Below are 12,707 nucleotides of genomic sequence, written 5' to 3' on the forward strand. Positions count from 1 at the left end.
GGTGGAGGCGCCGCCTCCGCTCTGATAGGGTCGGCGGCATGAGAGGCATTTCGTCGTTCGAACGGAGCGTCATGGAAAGCGCGGCAGAAGCGCCCATGCTGGCTCAGACCGAAAAATGGGCGGGGGTGAACAGCGGATCGCGCAATCTGCCCGGCCTCGCGACCATGGCGGCAATGCTGGCGGATGCCTTTGCCGGATTGCCGGGCGCGATTTCCCTTGTCGATCCCGACCCTGTCGAGGCGGTCCGGCCCGATGGCCGGTTGGACCTGCTCGCCCATGGAAGCCATCTCCGCCTCTCGGTCCGGCCAGAGGCGCCGGTGCAGGTCCTGCTCACTGGCCATATGGATACGGTCTTTCCGGCGGATCATTCCTTTCAGGGGCTGCGATGGATCGATCCGGCGACCTTGAACGGGCCGGGCGTGGCGGACATGAAGGGCGGGCTTGCCGTCATGCTGGCGGCCCTGAAGGCAGTCGAAACGGCGCCGGGCGCGGAGCGGCTGGGCTATGACGTCATCATCAATAGCGATGAGGAAGTCGGCAGCCCGTCCTCCGCCGCGCTGCTGCGGCAGGTCGCGGCGGGCAAGCTGGCCGCCTTCACCTATGAACCGGCTTTGCCTGACGGGACTTTGGCGGGTGCGCGAGCGGGCAGTGGCAATTTCGCCGTCGTCGTAACGGGCAAGAGCGCGCATGCCGGGCGCAATCCGCAGGATGGCCGCAACGCGCTGCTGGCGGCGGCTGATCTTGCGCTGCGGCTGAAGGCGGGCAGCGGGACCGGCTTTTCCTGCAACCCGGCGAAGATCGAGGGGGGCAGTCCCAATAATGTCGTGCCCGACCATGCCGTCCTGCACGTCAATTTCCGGCCGAAGACGCCCGCCGACGAACAGGTTGCGGACACATTGCTGAAGAACGCCATGGCGCAGGTTGCGCAGGAGCATGACGTGACTCTTCACCGGCATGGCGGCTTCGGCCGTCCGCCCAAGCCGATGGACGCGCAGGCAGAGGCGTTGTTCGGCCTCGTCCGGCAATGCGGGGCCGATCTGGGCCTTTCCATCGCCTGGCGGGACACGGGCGGGGTGTGCGACGGCAATAATATCGCGGCCTGCGGCGTGCCTGTGGTCGACACGATGGGCGTGCGCGGCGGCAATATTCACAGCGATTCGGAATATCTGATCGTCGACAGCCTGGTCGAACGGGCGCAATTGTCGGCCTTGGCGCTGCTTCGGATGGCCGAGGGACGTTTCACGAAAGGGATGAAGGCGTGAGTTTTTTCATGCGCACGGCGCGTGCCGACGATCTGCAGACCCTTTACGAGATGGCGAAGCTGACCGGGGGCGGCTTCACCAACCTGCCCCCGGACCGCAAATCGCTCGCCGCCAAGCTGGAGCGGACCGGGCAGGCCCTCGCGCGCCAGACCGAGGGCGTGGAGGACGAATTGATCGTCATGGTGCTGGAAAACAGCCAGACCGGACAGGTTCGCGGCACCTGCCAGATATTCAGCAAGGTGGGGCAGAACTGGCCCTTCTATTCCTATCGGCTGGGCGTGCTGACCCAACATAGCCGGGAGCTTTCGCGGACGTTCCGGGCCGAGATGCTCTCGCTCGTCACTGATCTGGAGGGATCGACCGAAGTCGGCGGCCTGTTCCTGCATCCCCGCGAGCGGGCGGAAGGGCTGGGCCTGTTGCTGGCGCGCAGCCGCTATCTCTACATCCGCAATCATCGCGCCCGCTTCGGGGAGCGGATCATCGCGGAACTGCGCGGCGTGATTGACGAGGCGGGCGGATCGCCCTTCTGGGACGGTCTCGCCGGACGCTTCTTCGGCATGAGCTTTCAGGAGGCGGACGAGTTCAATGCGGTGAACGGCAACCAGTTCATCGCGGACCTGATGCCCAAGACGCCGATCTATACCGCCATGCTGACCGACAGCGCGCGCGGCGTCATTGGCATGCCGCACCCCAATGGCCGGGCGGCAATGCGGATGCTGGAGACGGAAGGCTTCACCAATCCGGGCTATGTCGACATTTTCGACGGCGGCCCGACCATGGTGGGGCAGATCAATTCGCTGCGCACCATCGCCCATGCCGCCGACGTCACGCTGGGCGCGGTGCATGAAAAGGGCGGGGACAAGGTGCTGGTCGCGACCGGGCGGCTGGCGGATTATCGCTGCACCTATGGCTTCGTCGTCGAGCGGGACGATGGCAGCCTGTCGCTCGACCGGGATTCGGTCCAATTGCTGGGGCTAGAGCCGGGGCAGAATTTCACCATGGCGGAACGGGCATGACGGCGAGGGAAATTAATTTCGACGGGCTGGTCGGCCCCAGCCACAATTATGCGGGCCTTAGTCTCGGCAATCTGGCCTCATCGCGCAATGCTGGGGCGGTGTCCTACCCCAAGGCGGCGGCGTTGCAGGGGATCGAGAAGATGCGGTCGAACCTGCGCCTGGGGCTGACGCAGGGGCTGTTCCTGCCGCAATGGCGGCCCGACGGCGCATGGCTGGCGGCGCTGGGAACCGATGTCGGCAATGCGGAAGCGCATATCCGCGCTGCCGCCATGTCGGCATCCTCCATGTGGGCGGCCAATGCCGCCACGGTGTCGCCCGCGCCCGACACGGCGGACGGACGCACGCATCTGACGGTCGCCAATCTCGTCACCATGCCGCATCGCAGCCATGAATGGCCGCAGACGCTCGCCCAATTGCGACTCGCCTTCTCCGACCGGAGCGCCTTTGCCGTCCACGGTCCCGTTCCCGCCCCCTTTGGCGATGAGGGCGCGGCCAATCATATGCGCCTCTGCGACCACCACGGCGCGGCGGGCGTGGAGGTTTTCGTCTACGGCCAGTCCGGCGGCCCCTTCCCTGCCCGCCAGCATGTCGAGGCGAGCAAGGCCGTCGCCCGGCTGCATCAGCTCGATCCGGAACGCGCGCTGTTCGTCATGCAGTCCGAAGAGGCGATCGCGGCGGGCGCCTTCCACAATGACGTCGTCGCCGTCGCCAATGAGCGCGTGCTCTTCACCCATGAACAGGCCTTTGCCGACAAGGAGCGATTCTACGCCGACCTGCGGGAGAAACTGCCGTCGGTCGAGATCGTCGAGGTTCCCGCCAGCGCCATCAGCCTGTCCGACGCGATCCGCAGCTATATTTTCAACGCGCAGCTCGTGACCTTGCCCGATGGCACCATGGCGCTGATCCTGCCGACCGAGGCGCGGGACATGCCGGCCATATGGTCCTGGCTGGAACAGATGGTCGCGGGCAACGGCCCCATCCGGAAGCTGGTGCCCGTCGACGTGCGCCAGTCCATGGCCAATGGCGGCGGCCCCGCCTGCCTGCGCCTACGCGTCGTGGCCGATCCGGCCAATATCGATCCCCGCTTCCTGGTGGACGAGGCGAAGCTGGACGGCATTGCCGACATCGTCCGGGACTATTGGCCCGAAAGCATAGCGGCCGACGATCTGGCGGACACCCGGCTGATCGCCCGCATCGAACAATCATGGTTAACGCTTGTTGACCATTTGCGGCTTTCGGGCGATTTAATTCCCTAGCGACAGGCCGAGTGGAATCGGATGGAACGGATCAAGCGCCTCTTCACCATCAAGACCAAGTTCGAGGCGTTTCTGGTGATCTACGCCCTGGCGCTTGGCGCCACTGAGCGGGGCTTTGTCTATATGCAGCAATATCCCGGCACCGGCGGGCATCTGCTGGCGCTGGCCTGCACGGGCAGCGTGTTCATGGCCGGCGGCATGCTCCTGGACGCCGTGGAGATGCGGCGCAGCGCCTTTTAAGCTTCTAAAGGCTTGTATCCGCCGCCCGCGCCATGCAGGAGCGGCCCCATGGCTGCCATCATGCTTCAGGGAACGGGATCGGACGTCGGCAAATCCGTGCTGGTCGCCGGTCTTTGCCGCGCGCTGGTGCGGCGCGGATACCGGGTCCGGCCCTTCAAGCCGCAGAACATGTCCAACAATGCCGCCGTCACCATGGATGGCGGAGAGATCGGCCGGGCGCAGGCGCTCCAGGCCATCGCCGCCGGGGTCGAACCGCATACGGATATGAACCCGGTGCTGCTGAAACCGCAGGCCGACCGCACGTCGCAGCTTGTCGTCCATGGCCAGGTGCGGGGGAAATTGGGCAGCGACAATTTCCGGTCGGCGCGGGGCGAGTTGCTGGATGCGGTGCTGGCCAGCTATCGCCGGTTGCAGGCGCAATGCGACATCGTCGTGGTGGAAGGCGCGGGATCGCCCGCCGAGGTCAATCTGCGGGCAGGCGACATCGCCAATATGGGCTTTGCACGGGCTGCCGACGTGCCAGTGATCCTGGTGGGCGACATCGACCGGGGCGGCGTGATCGCGGCGGTCGCCGGAACGCAGGCGGTGATCGATCCGGCCGACGCGGCGATGATCCGCGGGTTCCTGATCAACAAATTCCGGGGCGATCCCGCGCTGTTCGAGGACGGCTATCGCCATATCGAGCAATTGACCGGCTGGCGGGGCTTTGGCGTCGTCCCTTGGCTGAGCCAAGCCAGCCGTCTGCCGAGCGAGGACGCCGTGGTGCTGGAGCGCAGGCAAGGTTCCCCGGGCGAACGGCTGGTGATCGCCTGCCCGATCCTGCCGCGCATCGCGAATTTCGACGATCTCGACCCGCTGAAACTGGAACCCAGCGTCGATGTCGTCATGGTGCCGCCGGGCCAGCCCATCCCGGCGGAGGCAGCGCTGATCATCCTCCCCGGCTCCAAAGCCACCATCGCGGATTTGCAGGCGGTTCGCGATCAGGGATGGGACATCGACATTCGCGCCCATCACCGGCGCGGCCGGCCGATATTGGGCATTTGCGGCGGCTATCAGATGCTGGGCCGCAGGATCGACGATCCGGACGGGATCGAGGGACCGGCGGCCACTGTCGATGGCCTGGGCCTGCTGGATGTGGAAACCCGCCTGACCCCGGTCAAGACATTGGAAAGGACGAACGGAATCGCGCTGGGCCAGGCATTTTCAGGCTATGAGATGCATGTCGGCGTGACGAGCGGCCCGGATTGCACGCGGCCTTTCGCCGTCATGGACGCCGGCCGGCCCGATGGCGGGTCCAGCAAGGACGGCATGGTCATGGGCACCTATATCCACGGCCTGTTCGCCAGCACGGGCCTGCGCTCGGCATTCCTGGCGCGGCTTGGCCATGAATCCACATCGGTCGACTATCGGGCTTCGGTGGATGAAGCGCTGGATCAGATCGCGGCGCAGTTGGAAGAGCATGTGAACATGGACGCTCTGATCCGCATCGCCATGGCGTGAAAGGGGGCGCGATGCGGGACGGGGAACTGCACCATTGCGGTACGGTTGCGCATCTATGCTATTGGTTATATTTACGAAAAATCGGCAAAACACTATAGTAGAACAACGGACATAGTGCTAATAATATAGCCCATATGGCAGGACGAGGCGGAGCTTATGTTGCGTGACCTTCATAAACCAGCCGCCCCGATGAAAGCCGCACTGTCATCGTGCAGGCGCCATTTTCTTTCTTCTTTGATATTCAGCGCATTGATGAACGTCCTTTATATCGGACCCGTTCTTTATATGCTGCAGGTCTATGATCGCGTGGTCGCCGGACAGGGCAGACTTACACTATTCTTTCTGACCGTCATCATCATCTTCGTTATCGCGACGCTGGCGCTGCTCGAACAGGTGCGATCCCGCCTGCTGGTGCGGGCGAGCATCCGGTTCGACCGGCAGCTTGCCGGCCTGTTGCTCGACACCACCCTGAGTGGGCGCGGCTCGACCGGCGAGACGATGAACAAGCAGGTTCTGCGCGAATTCGACACGCTGCGGCAGGCGCTGACGGGACCGACGATCCTGTCGATCTTCGATTTTCCCTGGAGCCCCGTCTACGTCATCGTCTGCTTCCTGATCCATCCGGCGATCGCGGCGATGGCGGTGGTGGGCGGCGGCCTGCTCCTCTTCATCGCGCTGTGCAACGAAAGGCAGACCAACGCGCCGCTGAAGCAGGCCAATGAAGCCGCGAACAAGGCCTATGTCAGCCAGGAACAGACGCTGGCCGGGGCGGAGGTCATCCGCGCCCTTGGCATGCGGGGCGCGCTGGTGCGGCGTCATCTGATCGAACGCCAGGCGATGCTCAACCTTCAGGCCAAGGCAAGCTTTTCGGGCGGCCATTATGTCGCCATCAGCAAGTTCATCCGGCTGATCCTGCAATCGCTGGCCCTAGGGCTGGGCGCCTGGCTGGCGATCAACAACCAGATTTCGGCGGGCGCGATCTTCGCCTCCTCCTTCCTGATCGGGCGAGCGTTGGCGCCGATCGACCAATTGCTGGGCGCGTGGCGCAGCGTCGTCCATGCGCGGGCGAGCTATGAAACGCTCAACGATCTGCTGGCCGGGCGGGACGCCGACATCGCGCTTACCCGGCTGCCCGCGCCGATCGGCCATATCGCGGTCGAGCATCTGACCTATTTCACCCCTGGCCTCGACAGGCCGATCCTGGCCGACATCAGCTTCACCGTGGAGCCGGGCGAAGTCATCGCCATCGTCGGACCGAGCGGCGCAGGCAAGTCGACCCTTTTGCGCATGCTGTCCGGCGCAGCCCGTCCCCTGCGCGGATCGATCCGCTATGACGGCGCGGACATTCAGGATTGGGATTCGGAGCGGCTGGCCGGCTTCGTCGGCTATCTGCCGCAGGATACCTCGCTGTTCGCCGGCACGATCAAGGAGAATATCGCGCGCTTCGGCAATTTCCTGTCGGACGATGAGGAAGCCATCGACAATGGCGTGATCGAGGCAGCCCGGCTGAGCGGCGCGCATGACATGATCCAGCATCTGCCGGGCGGCTATAATCTGACGCTCGGCTGGGGCGGGCGCGGGCTTTCCGCCGGGCAGGCGCAGCGCGTGGGGCTCGCCAGGGCGCTTTACGGCGCGCCGCCGCTCGTTTTTCTGGACGAGCCCAACGCCCATCTCGACGCGGAGGGCGAGGTGCGGCTGGTGGCGACGCTGGCCGACCTCAAGAAGAAGAACGCCTCGGTCATCATCGTTGCCCATCGCATGGGGATATTGGGCGTGGTCGACAAGATCATGGTGATGCGCGACGGACGGATGGAGGCCTTCGGCGGACGCGATGAAGTGCTGGGACGGTTGAAGGCGATCCGGTCCGAAGAGCATGTTGCCCCGCCACAGACTGCGGAGGGATAGGGCGGCCATGGGGGAGGTTCAGATCAGGGACGCCAGCGGAGCCGTCGAGCTTTATTATCCCGCCGGAAGCAGCGCCGAAATCATCGACGACCGGCCGGATCGCGACATGCGGACCGGCACCATCATCGCTGTCCTCTTCTTCGTCCTGTTCCTGGGCTGGGCGGCCTTTGCGCGGCTGGACGCGGCCGCCTATGCGCCCGGCCGGCTGACCGTGTCGGGACAGCGGCAATCGGTGCAGCATCGCGACGGCGGCGTGGTGGGCGCGATCTTCGTCAAGGAAGGACAGCATGTCCAGCAAGGACAGCCGCTGATGGAGCTGGCGTCCGCCGAAGTCCGGGCTCAGGCCCGCATGTACGGCACGCAATATATCGAACTCAGGGCGCAGCGGGCCAGGCTGATAGCCGAGCAATTGGGCGCGAGCCTTGTCGAATGGCCCGCCGAATTCGCCACGCTCAAGGGACAGGAGAAGGAGGATGCGGAGGAAGCGATCCACCTTCAACTGACGCAGTTCAATGCACGTTCCTCGGTGCTGACGGCGCAGACCGGCGTGCTGCGCGAACAGGCCAGCCAGGTGCAAGAGACGGCGCGGGGCTATCATTCGCAACTGGCGGCATCTTCGGAGCAGGCCCGGCTGATCGGGGAAGAGCTGGAAAGCCTGCGCGACGTGGCGGAAAAGGGCTTCGTTTCCAAATCGCGGATCAGGGCGCTGGAACGGGCGCGGGCCGATCTGCAGGGACAGGAGGGGCAATTTTCCGCCAGCATCGCCCGATCCGGCGCGGAAGCGGGGGAAAACCGGCTGAAGGCGCTGGAAGCCGAAAAAGCCTATAAGGAACGGGCCGCGTCGGAATTGCGCGATGTGGAATTCTCGCTCAACGAAGTGCTGCCCAAATATCGCGCAGCGAAGGATCAGCTTGCCCGGCTCCAGATTCGCGCCCCGGCGACCGGCACGATCGTCGGGCTAACCATCTTCACCGTCGGCGGGGTGATTTCCCCCGGACAGAAGTTGATGGACATCGTCCCGGACCGGGCAGGTCTGGTCATAGAGGCGCGCGTCGCGCCGGACGACATCGACGACCTGAAGGTGGGCCAGAAAGCCCAGATCCGCTTCAACGGCCTGCATGAACGCGACCTGCCGATCATGGACGGCCAGATCACACGGCTCTCGGCGGACAGCTTCCAGGATGAAAAGGCCGGCCTGTCATTCTACACGGCGGAGGTGACCGTGCCTTCGAAGGAAATCGAAACCATCAAGGGCGTGCGGGGCAAGGATTTCAACCTGAAGGCCGGGATGCCGGTACAGGTTCTGGTGCCGTTGCGGGGGCGGACGGCGCTGCAATATGCGTTCGAACCGCTGACTCAATCGCTCTGGCTGTCCTTCAGGGAGCACTGACCCTAGATCGCCCTGGCGCTAAGGGCATCATAGATATGCCGATATTCCGCGATGATGGCGCTGCGGCCATAATCCTTGATCACGCGTTCGCGTAGCGCCTCCCCCATGGCGCGGCGCAAGGACGGAGCGCGCAGCAGATCGAGGATCGCCGCCGCCGTGCACTCCGGATTGACCAATTGGGTGACGATGCCGCCGGGCCGTTCCAGGGCGGGCGCCCGCCCTTCGATCATTTCCCAGCAACTGCCGACGTCGGGGGCCACCACGGGCACTCCGCAGGCGTCCCCTTCCAATATGACGAGCGGCTGCGCTTCCGACAGGTTGGTGAGGACGATGAGGTCGATGCGGGGCAGCCATTCCGCCACATTGACCCGCCCGGCGAACTGCACGGCGTTGCCGACGCCCAATTCGGTGACGAGCGCCTCGCAATCCGCCGCATAATCGGGGTCTTCGTCCAGAGGCCCAATATGGCGAAGCGGACTGCCGGCATTTCCGCCAGAACGAGCGCGGCAGCCCTGATGAAGGTCTCTATATCCTTGATCGGCACGACCCGGCCGATCAGCGCCACCAGCGGACGCACAGGATCGCAGGCCCGCTCCATAAGCGCGAAACGGTCCGCGTCGATGCCGTTGGGAATGACGCGCAGCCGTTCCTGCCGGGCGCCCAGGCGCCGCTGCGTCTGGTTGTTGGCGCCTTAAAGCGCGATGATCGGATCGCGGGCGTCGTAGCAGGCGCAGGTATAGGTCTGGAAAACCGCCAGCCACAGATCGCGCAGGTCATGACCTTCCCGGTCGAGGGTCAGCCCGGTTTCGATCTGGTCCCCGATCCAGTCGGCCATCATGATCTCTATCTGCCGCTCCAGCATATAGATGCCATGTTCGGTGATGAAGGCGGGACGGCCGGTCTCATAGGCTGCCCGCGCCGCCAGCAGGCCCGCAAAGCCGGTGGAGATGGTGTGATAGACCCGCGCCTTGGGCAAAGGCGCGAACAGCTTCTTGAGCAAACCGCCCAGAAGCACCCGCATCGCCCAGAAGAAATGATGGAAGGAAGCTGAACGGAAGGCTGTGTCGTAATAATGGGTGAACAGGTCGAATATTTTCGGATTGGAGAGAAGGTCGCCGGCGGCAGGCGCGGGCTTCAACCCTTCAGTGCCTGCCGCAGACGGACCAACTCGTCCTTCCCACCGGTCGACAAAAAGGCCAGCAGCATGCGGCCGATCCGCTTCATCTGGGGCGCGGGATAGCGGCGCGGCAGGCAGGGTTCGATCAGCAGCGGGATTTCCACCACTTGGACGACATTGGGCGGCGGCACCATGCGCCAGGGCTGCGCATCGGCGCTCGCCTTGATCGCGACCAGGGAAAAGCGCAGATCCGGCATACTCAGGATCAGATCCTGCAACCAGCTTGAAACGGCGCCGCCGACGACGACGAAGGGAAAGGCGCCTTCGACGATCAAGATGCGCCGTCCGATGCGCGGACCGTCAGGCTGTAGACATTATTGCCGTTCGCATCGGCCGGTATGTCGTAATTTGGCGCTGGCAGGAAAGCGAGCGCGCCGGTCGAGGGATCGATCGCCCGTGACGCCCATCAGCACGGACCGCATCGGCAGGTCGATGATATGCGTCACATCTTCCGCCGCTGCCCCCAGGTTGATCTTGAAGCTTCCCCCGCTCTGGGGAAGGAAGACGCTGTCTGGTTTGCCCGGCGCTGAGCAGATTGGTGTTGTCCGGAGGGGTCAGGCTGTGCGTGCCGATCTCATTGCCCAGGTCGAGCAGCGCCTTGTAATGAGGCAGAGACACGGCCCAGTCGGGCCCGTGCCGTTGGCCCGGTTGCCGACGTTCAGATAGACGCTGCCGACGAAATTATAGTCCGCCTTGCACAGAGTCAGGATGGGCAGCAACCTGTCTTAGATGCCGGGCGTGCTGCCCGCCGGATTGACGTCCTCCAGCTCCTGGCTCTGATCCATGTCGACGCGGGCGGTGACGATGCCGGAATCGCGCGGCAGATGCAGGCCGACCGACGGGCCGGTGCCGTTGGCCGCATAGGAGATCGCCTCTTGCAGCATATTGGCGTCGGCCATGACGCCTTCGCTGGAGAACAGTACGTTGCGCGCCCATCCGGTCTGGGTGGCGAGCGCGGCCGCATGGACCGGTCCCCCGTTGATGGTTTCGGTGGCGATCTGATGGCCGGTGCCGCTGACGCTTTGCTGATCCAGGATTGATGTTCCGGAAGAACGGACGATGATTGTCCCTCTGGCGCGCCAAAAGCTCTTGCAGATCAGTGTCATCGCTATGGCGGCGCTGATCGTCGGCGCATGCGGCGGCGGAGGGGATGGCGGGTCGTCCAGCCCGACTCCGGCCCCGTCACCCGCCCCTTCTCCTTCGCCGTCCCCTTCGCCCAGCCCCAGCCCCTCGCCGGCTCCTTCGCCGCTATCCAGTTGGGATTGGATATTGCAGAGCCAGGGACTGTCCGCGACGCCGCCTGCGGTCGCCTATCTGGATGTCGACGGCTGATACGAGCGCAGCCTATGTGGCTTTGGCGGAATCGCAGGGGACGAAGACGATCTGCTATCTCGACATCGGATCGGCCGAAAGCAACCGGCCGGATTATGCGAGGCTTTCGGCCATTTCCGGCCTGTTGGGCAACAGCTATCCGGGCTTTGCCGGGGAACGTTATATCGACATACGCCGCTATCCCGAATTCATCCAGATCATGGACGACCGGTTGCGCATGTGCCAAGACAAGGGCTTCGATTATGTCGAATTCGACGTCATGGACGCTTTCGAGGACGGCTTGGCGACGACGGGTTAGCCTGACCGAACAGGACATGATCGATTATGTCACCGCCCTGTCCAGCCGGGCGCGGGGATATGGGCTGAAACCGGTGCAGGAGAACGCCAGCGGATCATCGTCGAAGCTCATCGAACTGTTCGACGGGGTGCTGTTCGAAGGATGCGTGTTGGGTAATTTCTGTTCCGACGGGGCGCCCTATGTTTCGGCGGGAAAGCCCGCCTTCAACGCGGAATATCCGGAGGAATGGCCGGCCGGCTCCTTCGACCGGGCGAGGACTTGCAGCGTATCGGCCAATGCGGGGATTTCCACGATCATCACCGTCGTGACCCTGGACCGGCCCGCCCCGAATCGATGCGTTTCCTAACGCCTGTACGCTGATTTCAGGAAATGGCGCACCCGGAACGATTCGAACGTCCGACCCTCAGATTCGTAGTCTGATGCTCTATCCAGCTGAGCTACGGGTGCGTTGTGGAGGGGCAGATAGAAGGGGCAGAGCGGTCTGGCAACCCCCAAACTGGACTATTTCAAATTAAAAGCGCAGTCCGCCCTCCCCTCGCGAACGCGCATAGTCTTAGCCCCATGAAACCAGGATTGGGCAGAGATGAAGGGGGAATGGCGCACCCGGAACGATTCGAACGTCCGACCCTCAGATTCGTAGTCTGATGCTCTATCCAGCTGAGCTACGGGTGCGTTGGAGTGGCGCAGATAGAAGCGCCCACGCATTTGGGCAAGCCCCTTTTTGCACTTTTACGACAGCCGGGCCGATCGAAGGCGGCGAACCGCAACCTTTGCCCGGTTCCGCTCGTTCGAGGGGCAGGAAAGGATGCCGAGATGACCTTTACCATCAACGAAATCGCGCTGTTGCTGATCGCGCTGTTCATAGGGCTGCTGCTGGGGCTCATCATGAGCGGGCGGGGCAAATATAAGCGCTATTGGCGTGATGAACAGCTCATCCACGCCGAGGCGCTCAAGGACCGGGATGCCCGGCTGAGCGCGGCGCAGGAGCGGATCGCGGAACTGGAGCGCCAGGCGCGTCCGATAGGTCCGGGCAGCGCCGCGGCTGCTGCGGAGACTGCGCATGGGCGCGACGATTTCGGCCGCATCCGAGGCATCACGCCCCAGGATGAAATCGCGCTCAATCAGGCGGGCTATCATCGCTATGGCCAGATCGCGGCCATCAGCAGCGAGCAGGAGGCCGCGCTGGAAACCCGATTAGGCCTTCGCCAAGGCGTGATTTCCCGGGAGGAGTGGCGCGAGCAGGCCCGATTGCTCGATGCCCGTCAGGATCATGAGCATGCGCGCCTATATGCGCAGCGCGCCACGCAGGTCTGAAAAATGAAGGGCGGGAT

At 64.1% G+C, this 12,707-nt stretch carries 15 protein-coding genes and 2 tRNA genes; 11 read left to right on the forward strand and 6 right to left on the reverse strand.

Translation table 11 applies throughout. From position 1 onward, the window contains the following. The first annotated feature begins 38 nt into the window (after positions 1-38). The 7 genes from HUK72_RS04905 (at position 39) to HUK72_RS04935 (ending at position 8,569) form a co-directional block, all read left to right on the forward strand. The gene (locus tag HUK72_RS04905; protein WP_176595788.1) at positions 39-1,262 is read left to right on the forward strand and encodes a hydrolase; all 1,224 of its coding nucleotides are present in this window, start codon (positions 39-41) and stop codon (positions 1,260-1,262) included. After that, positions 1,259-2,278, forward strand: a complete 1,020-nt coding sequence (locus tag HUK72_RS04910; protein ID WP_176595789.1) for an arginine N-succinyltransferase — start codon at positions 1,259-1,261, stop codon at positions 2,276-2,278. Before HUK72_RS04905 ends, HUK72_RS04910 begins: the two co-directional genes overlap by 4 nt. Continuing rightward, positions 2,275-3,534 carry an N-succinylarginine dihydrolase gene (locus HUK72_RS04915; RefSeq protein ID WP_176595790.1) on the forward strand — a complete coding sequence of 420 codons (1,260 nt, stop codon included), beginning with the start codon at positions 2,275-2,277 and terminating at the stop codon, positions 3,532-3,534. Before HUK72_RS04910 ends, HUK72_RS04915 begins: the two co-directional genes overlap by 4 nt. Before the next feature lie 21 nt (positions 3,535-3,555). Then, positions 3,556-3,774 carry a hypothetical protein gene (locus HUK72_RS04920; RefSeq protein WP_176595791.1) on the forward strand — a complete coding sequence of 73 codons (219 nt, stop codon included), beginning with the start codon at positions 3,556-3,558 and terminating at the stop codon, positions 3,772-3,774. Positions 3,775-3,822: 48 nt separating this feature from the next. Next, positions 3,823-5,274 (forward strand): cobyric acid synthase, encoded by a 1,452-nt coding sequence (locus HUK72_RS04925; RefSeq protein WP_176595792.1) that lies wholly within the window; start codon positions 3,823-3,825, stop codon positions 5,272-5,274. A 189-nt stretch (positions 5,275-5,463) separates the two neighbouring features. Next, entirely contained in the window at positions 5,464-7,179 is a 1,716-nt protein-coding gene (locus HUK72_RS04930; RefSeq protein WP_176595793.1) for a type I secretion system permease/ATPase, read from the forward strand. A gap of 7 nt (positions 7,180-7,186) precedes the next feature. After that, positions 7,187-8,569: an HlyD family type I secretion periplasmic adaptor subunit gene (locus HUK72_RS04935; RefSeq protein ID WP_176595794.1), complete on the forward strand. Its 1,383-nt coding sequence runs from the start codon at positions 7,187-7,189 to the stop codon at positions 8,567-8,569. Positions 8,570-8,571: 2 nt separating this feature from the next. On the opposite strand, the gene pelF (HUK72_RS27135) is transcribed toward HUK72_RS04935, so the two are convergent. The 4 genes from pelF (HUK72_RS27135) to HUK72_RS27150 form a co-directional block, all read right to left on the reverse strand. Beyond that, positions 8,572-8,973 (reverse strand): GT4 family glycosyltransferase PelF, encoded by a 402-nt coding sequence (gene pelF, locus HUK72_RS27135; protein WP_255325616.1) that lies wholly within the window; start codon positions 8,971-8,973, stop codon positions 8,572-8,574. Positions 8,974-9,260: 287 nt separating this feature from the next. Next, positions 9,261-9,707 (reverse strand): GT4 family glycosyltransferase PelF, encoded by a 447-nt coding sequence (gene pelF / locus HUK72_RS27140; protein WP_255325617.1) that lies wholly within the window; start codon positions 9,705-9,707, stop codon positions 9,261-9,263. Then, positions 9,704-10,021, reverse strand: coding sequence for a DUF3492 domain-containing protein (locus HUK72_RS27145; RefSeq protein WP_255325618.1), 318 nt, complete (start codon positions 10,019-10,021; stop codon positions 9,704-9,706). The genes pelF (HUK72_RS27140) and HUK72_RS27145 overlap by 4 nt, the downstream gene beginning before the upstream one ends. Before the next feature lie 450 nt (positions 10,022-10,471). Further along, positions 10,472-10,852 (reverse strand): hypothetical protein, encoded by a 381-nt coding sequence (locus HUK72_RS27150; RefSeq protein ID WP_255325619.1) that lies wholly within the window; start codon positions 10,850-10,852, stop codon positions 10,472-10,474. Between the two features lie 4 nt (positions 10,853-10,856). Here HUK72_RS27150 and HUK72_RS27155 point away from each other — a divergent pair, with 4 nt between their 5' ends. The 3 genes from HUK72_RS27155 to HUK72_RS27165 are packed head-to-tail and all read left to right on the forward strand — an operon-like array spanning position 10,857 to position 11,722. After that, positions 10,857-11,078, forward strand: coding sequence for a hypothetical protein (locus tag HUK72_RS27155; RefSeq protein ID WP_255325620.1), 222 nt, complete (start codon positions 10,857-10,859; stop codon positions 11,076-11,078). Further along, a complete protein-coding gene (locus HUK72_RS27160) occupies positions 11,065-11,376 on the forward strand; it encodes an endo alpha-1,4 polygalactosaminidase (protein WP_255325621.1) in 312 nt (103 codons plus the stop codon). The genes HUK72_RS27155 and HUK72_RS27160 overlap by 14 nt, the downstream gene beginning before the upstream one ends. 16 nt (positions 11,377-11,392) lie before the next feature. Then, positions 11,393-11,722 (forward strand): endo alpha-1,4 polygalactosaminidase, encoded by a 330-nt coding sequence (locus HUK72_RS27165; RefSeq protein ID WP_255325622.1) that lies wholly within the window; start codon positions 11,393-11,395, stop codon positions 11,720-11,722. Positions 11,723-11,746: 24 nt separating this feature from the next. Here the strand turns inward: HUK72_RS27165 and HUK72_RS04955 are convergent. Together HUK72_RS04955 and HUK72_RS04960 are read right to left on the reverse strand one after the other, a co-directional pair. After that, a tRNA-Arg gene (locus HUK72_RS04955) sits at positions 11,747-11,823 on the reverse strand. Positions 11,824-11,971: 148 nt separating this feature from the next. Next, positions 11,972-12,048, reverse strand: a tRNA-Arg gene (locus HUK72_RS04960). A gap of 141 nt (positions 12,049-12,189) precedes the next feature. Between HUK72_RS04960 and HUK72_RS04965 the strand changes: the two genes are divergently transcribed. After that, a complete protein-coding gene (locus HUK72_RS04965) occupies positions 12,190-12,690 on the forward strand; it encodes a hypothetical protein (protein WP_176595795.1) in 501 nt (166 codons plus the stop codon). Positions 12,691-12,707 lie beyond the last annotated feature (17 nt).

This window comes from Sphingobium sp. 15-1, assembly GCF_013375535.1.
GTDB classification, from domain to species: Bacteria; Pseudomonadota; Alphaproteobacteria; order Sphingomonadales; family Sphingomonadaceae; genus Sphingobium; species Sphingobium aromaticivastans.

Bases quoted from the DNA above. Each gene is read 5' to 3' on its own strand.
- HUK72_RS04905 (WP_176595788.1), top strand. From the start codon at position 39: ATGAGAGGCATTTCGTCGTTCGAACGGAGCGTCATGGAAAGCGCGGCA.
- HUK72_RS04915 (WP_176595790.1), top strand. From the start codon at position 2,275: ATGACGGCGAGGGAAATTAATTTCGACGGGCTGGTCGGCCCCAGCCAC.
- HUK72_RS04920 (WP_176595791.1), top strand. From the start codon at position 3,556: ATGGAACGGATCAAGCGCCTCTTCACCATCAAGACCAAGTTCGAGGCG.
- HUK72_RS04925 (WP_176595792.1), top strand. From the start codon at position 3,823: ATGGCTGCCATCATGCTTCAGGGAACGGGATCGGACGTCGGCAAATCC.
- HUK72_RS04930 (WP_176595793.1), top strand. From the start codon at position 5,464: ATGAAAGCCGCACTGTCATCGTGCAGGCGCCATTTTCTTTCTTCTTTG.
- HUK72_RS04935 (WP_176595794.1), top strand. From the start codon at position 7,187: ATGGGGGAGGTTCAGATCAGGGACGCCAGCGGAGCCGTCGAGCTTTAT.
- HUK72_RS27150 (WP_255325619.1), bottom strand. From the start codon at position 10,852: ATGACACTGATCTGCAAGAGCTTTTGGCGCGCCAGAGGGACAATCATC.
- HUK72_RS27155 (WP_255325620.1), top strand. From the start codon at position 10,857: ATGGCGGCGCTGATCGTCGGCGCATGCGGCGGCGGAGGGGATGGCGGG.
- HUK72_RS27160 (WP_255325621.1), top strand. From the start codon at position 11,065: ATGTCGACGGCTGATACGAGCGCAGCCTATGTGGCTTTGGCGGAATCG.
- HUK72_RS27165 (WP_255325622.1), top strand. From the start codon at position 11,393: ATGATCGATTATGTCACCGCCCTGTCCAGCCGGGCGCGGGGATATGGG.
- HUK72_RS04965 (WP_176595795.1), top strand. From the start codon at position 12,190: ATGACCTTTACCATCAACGAAATCGCGCTGTTGCTGATCGCGCTGTTC.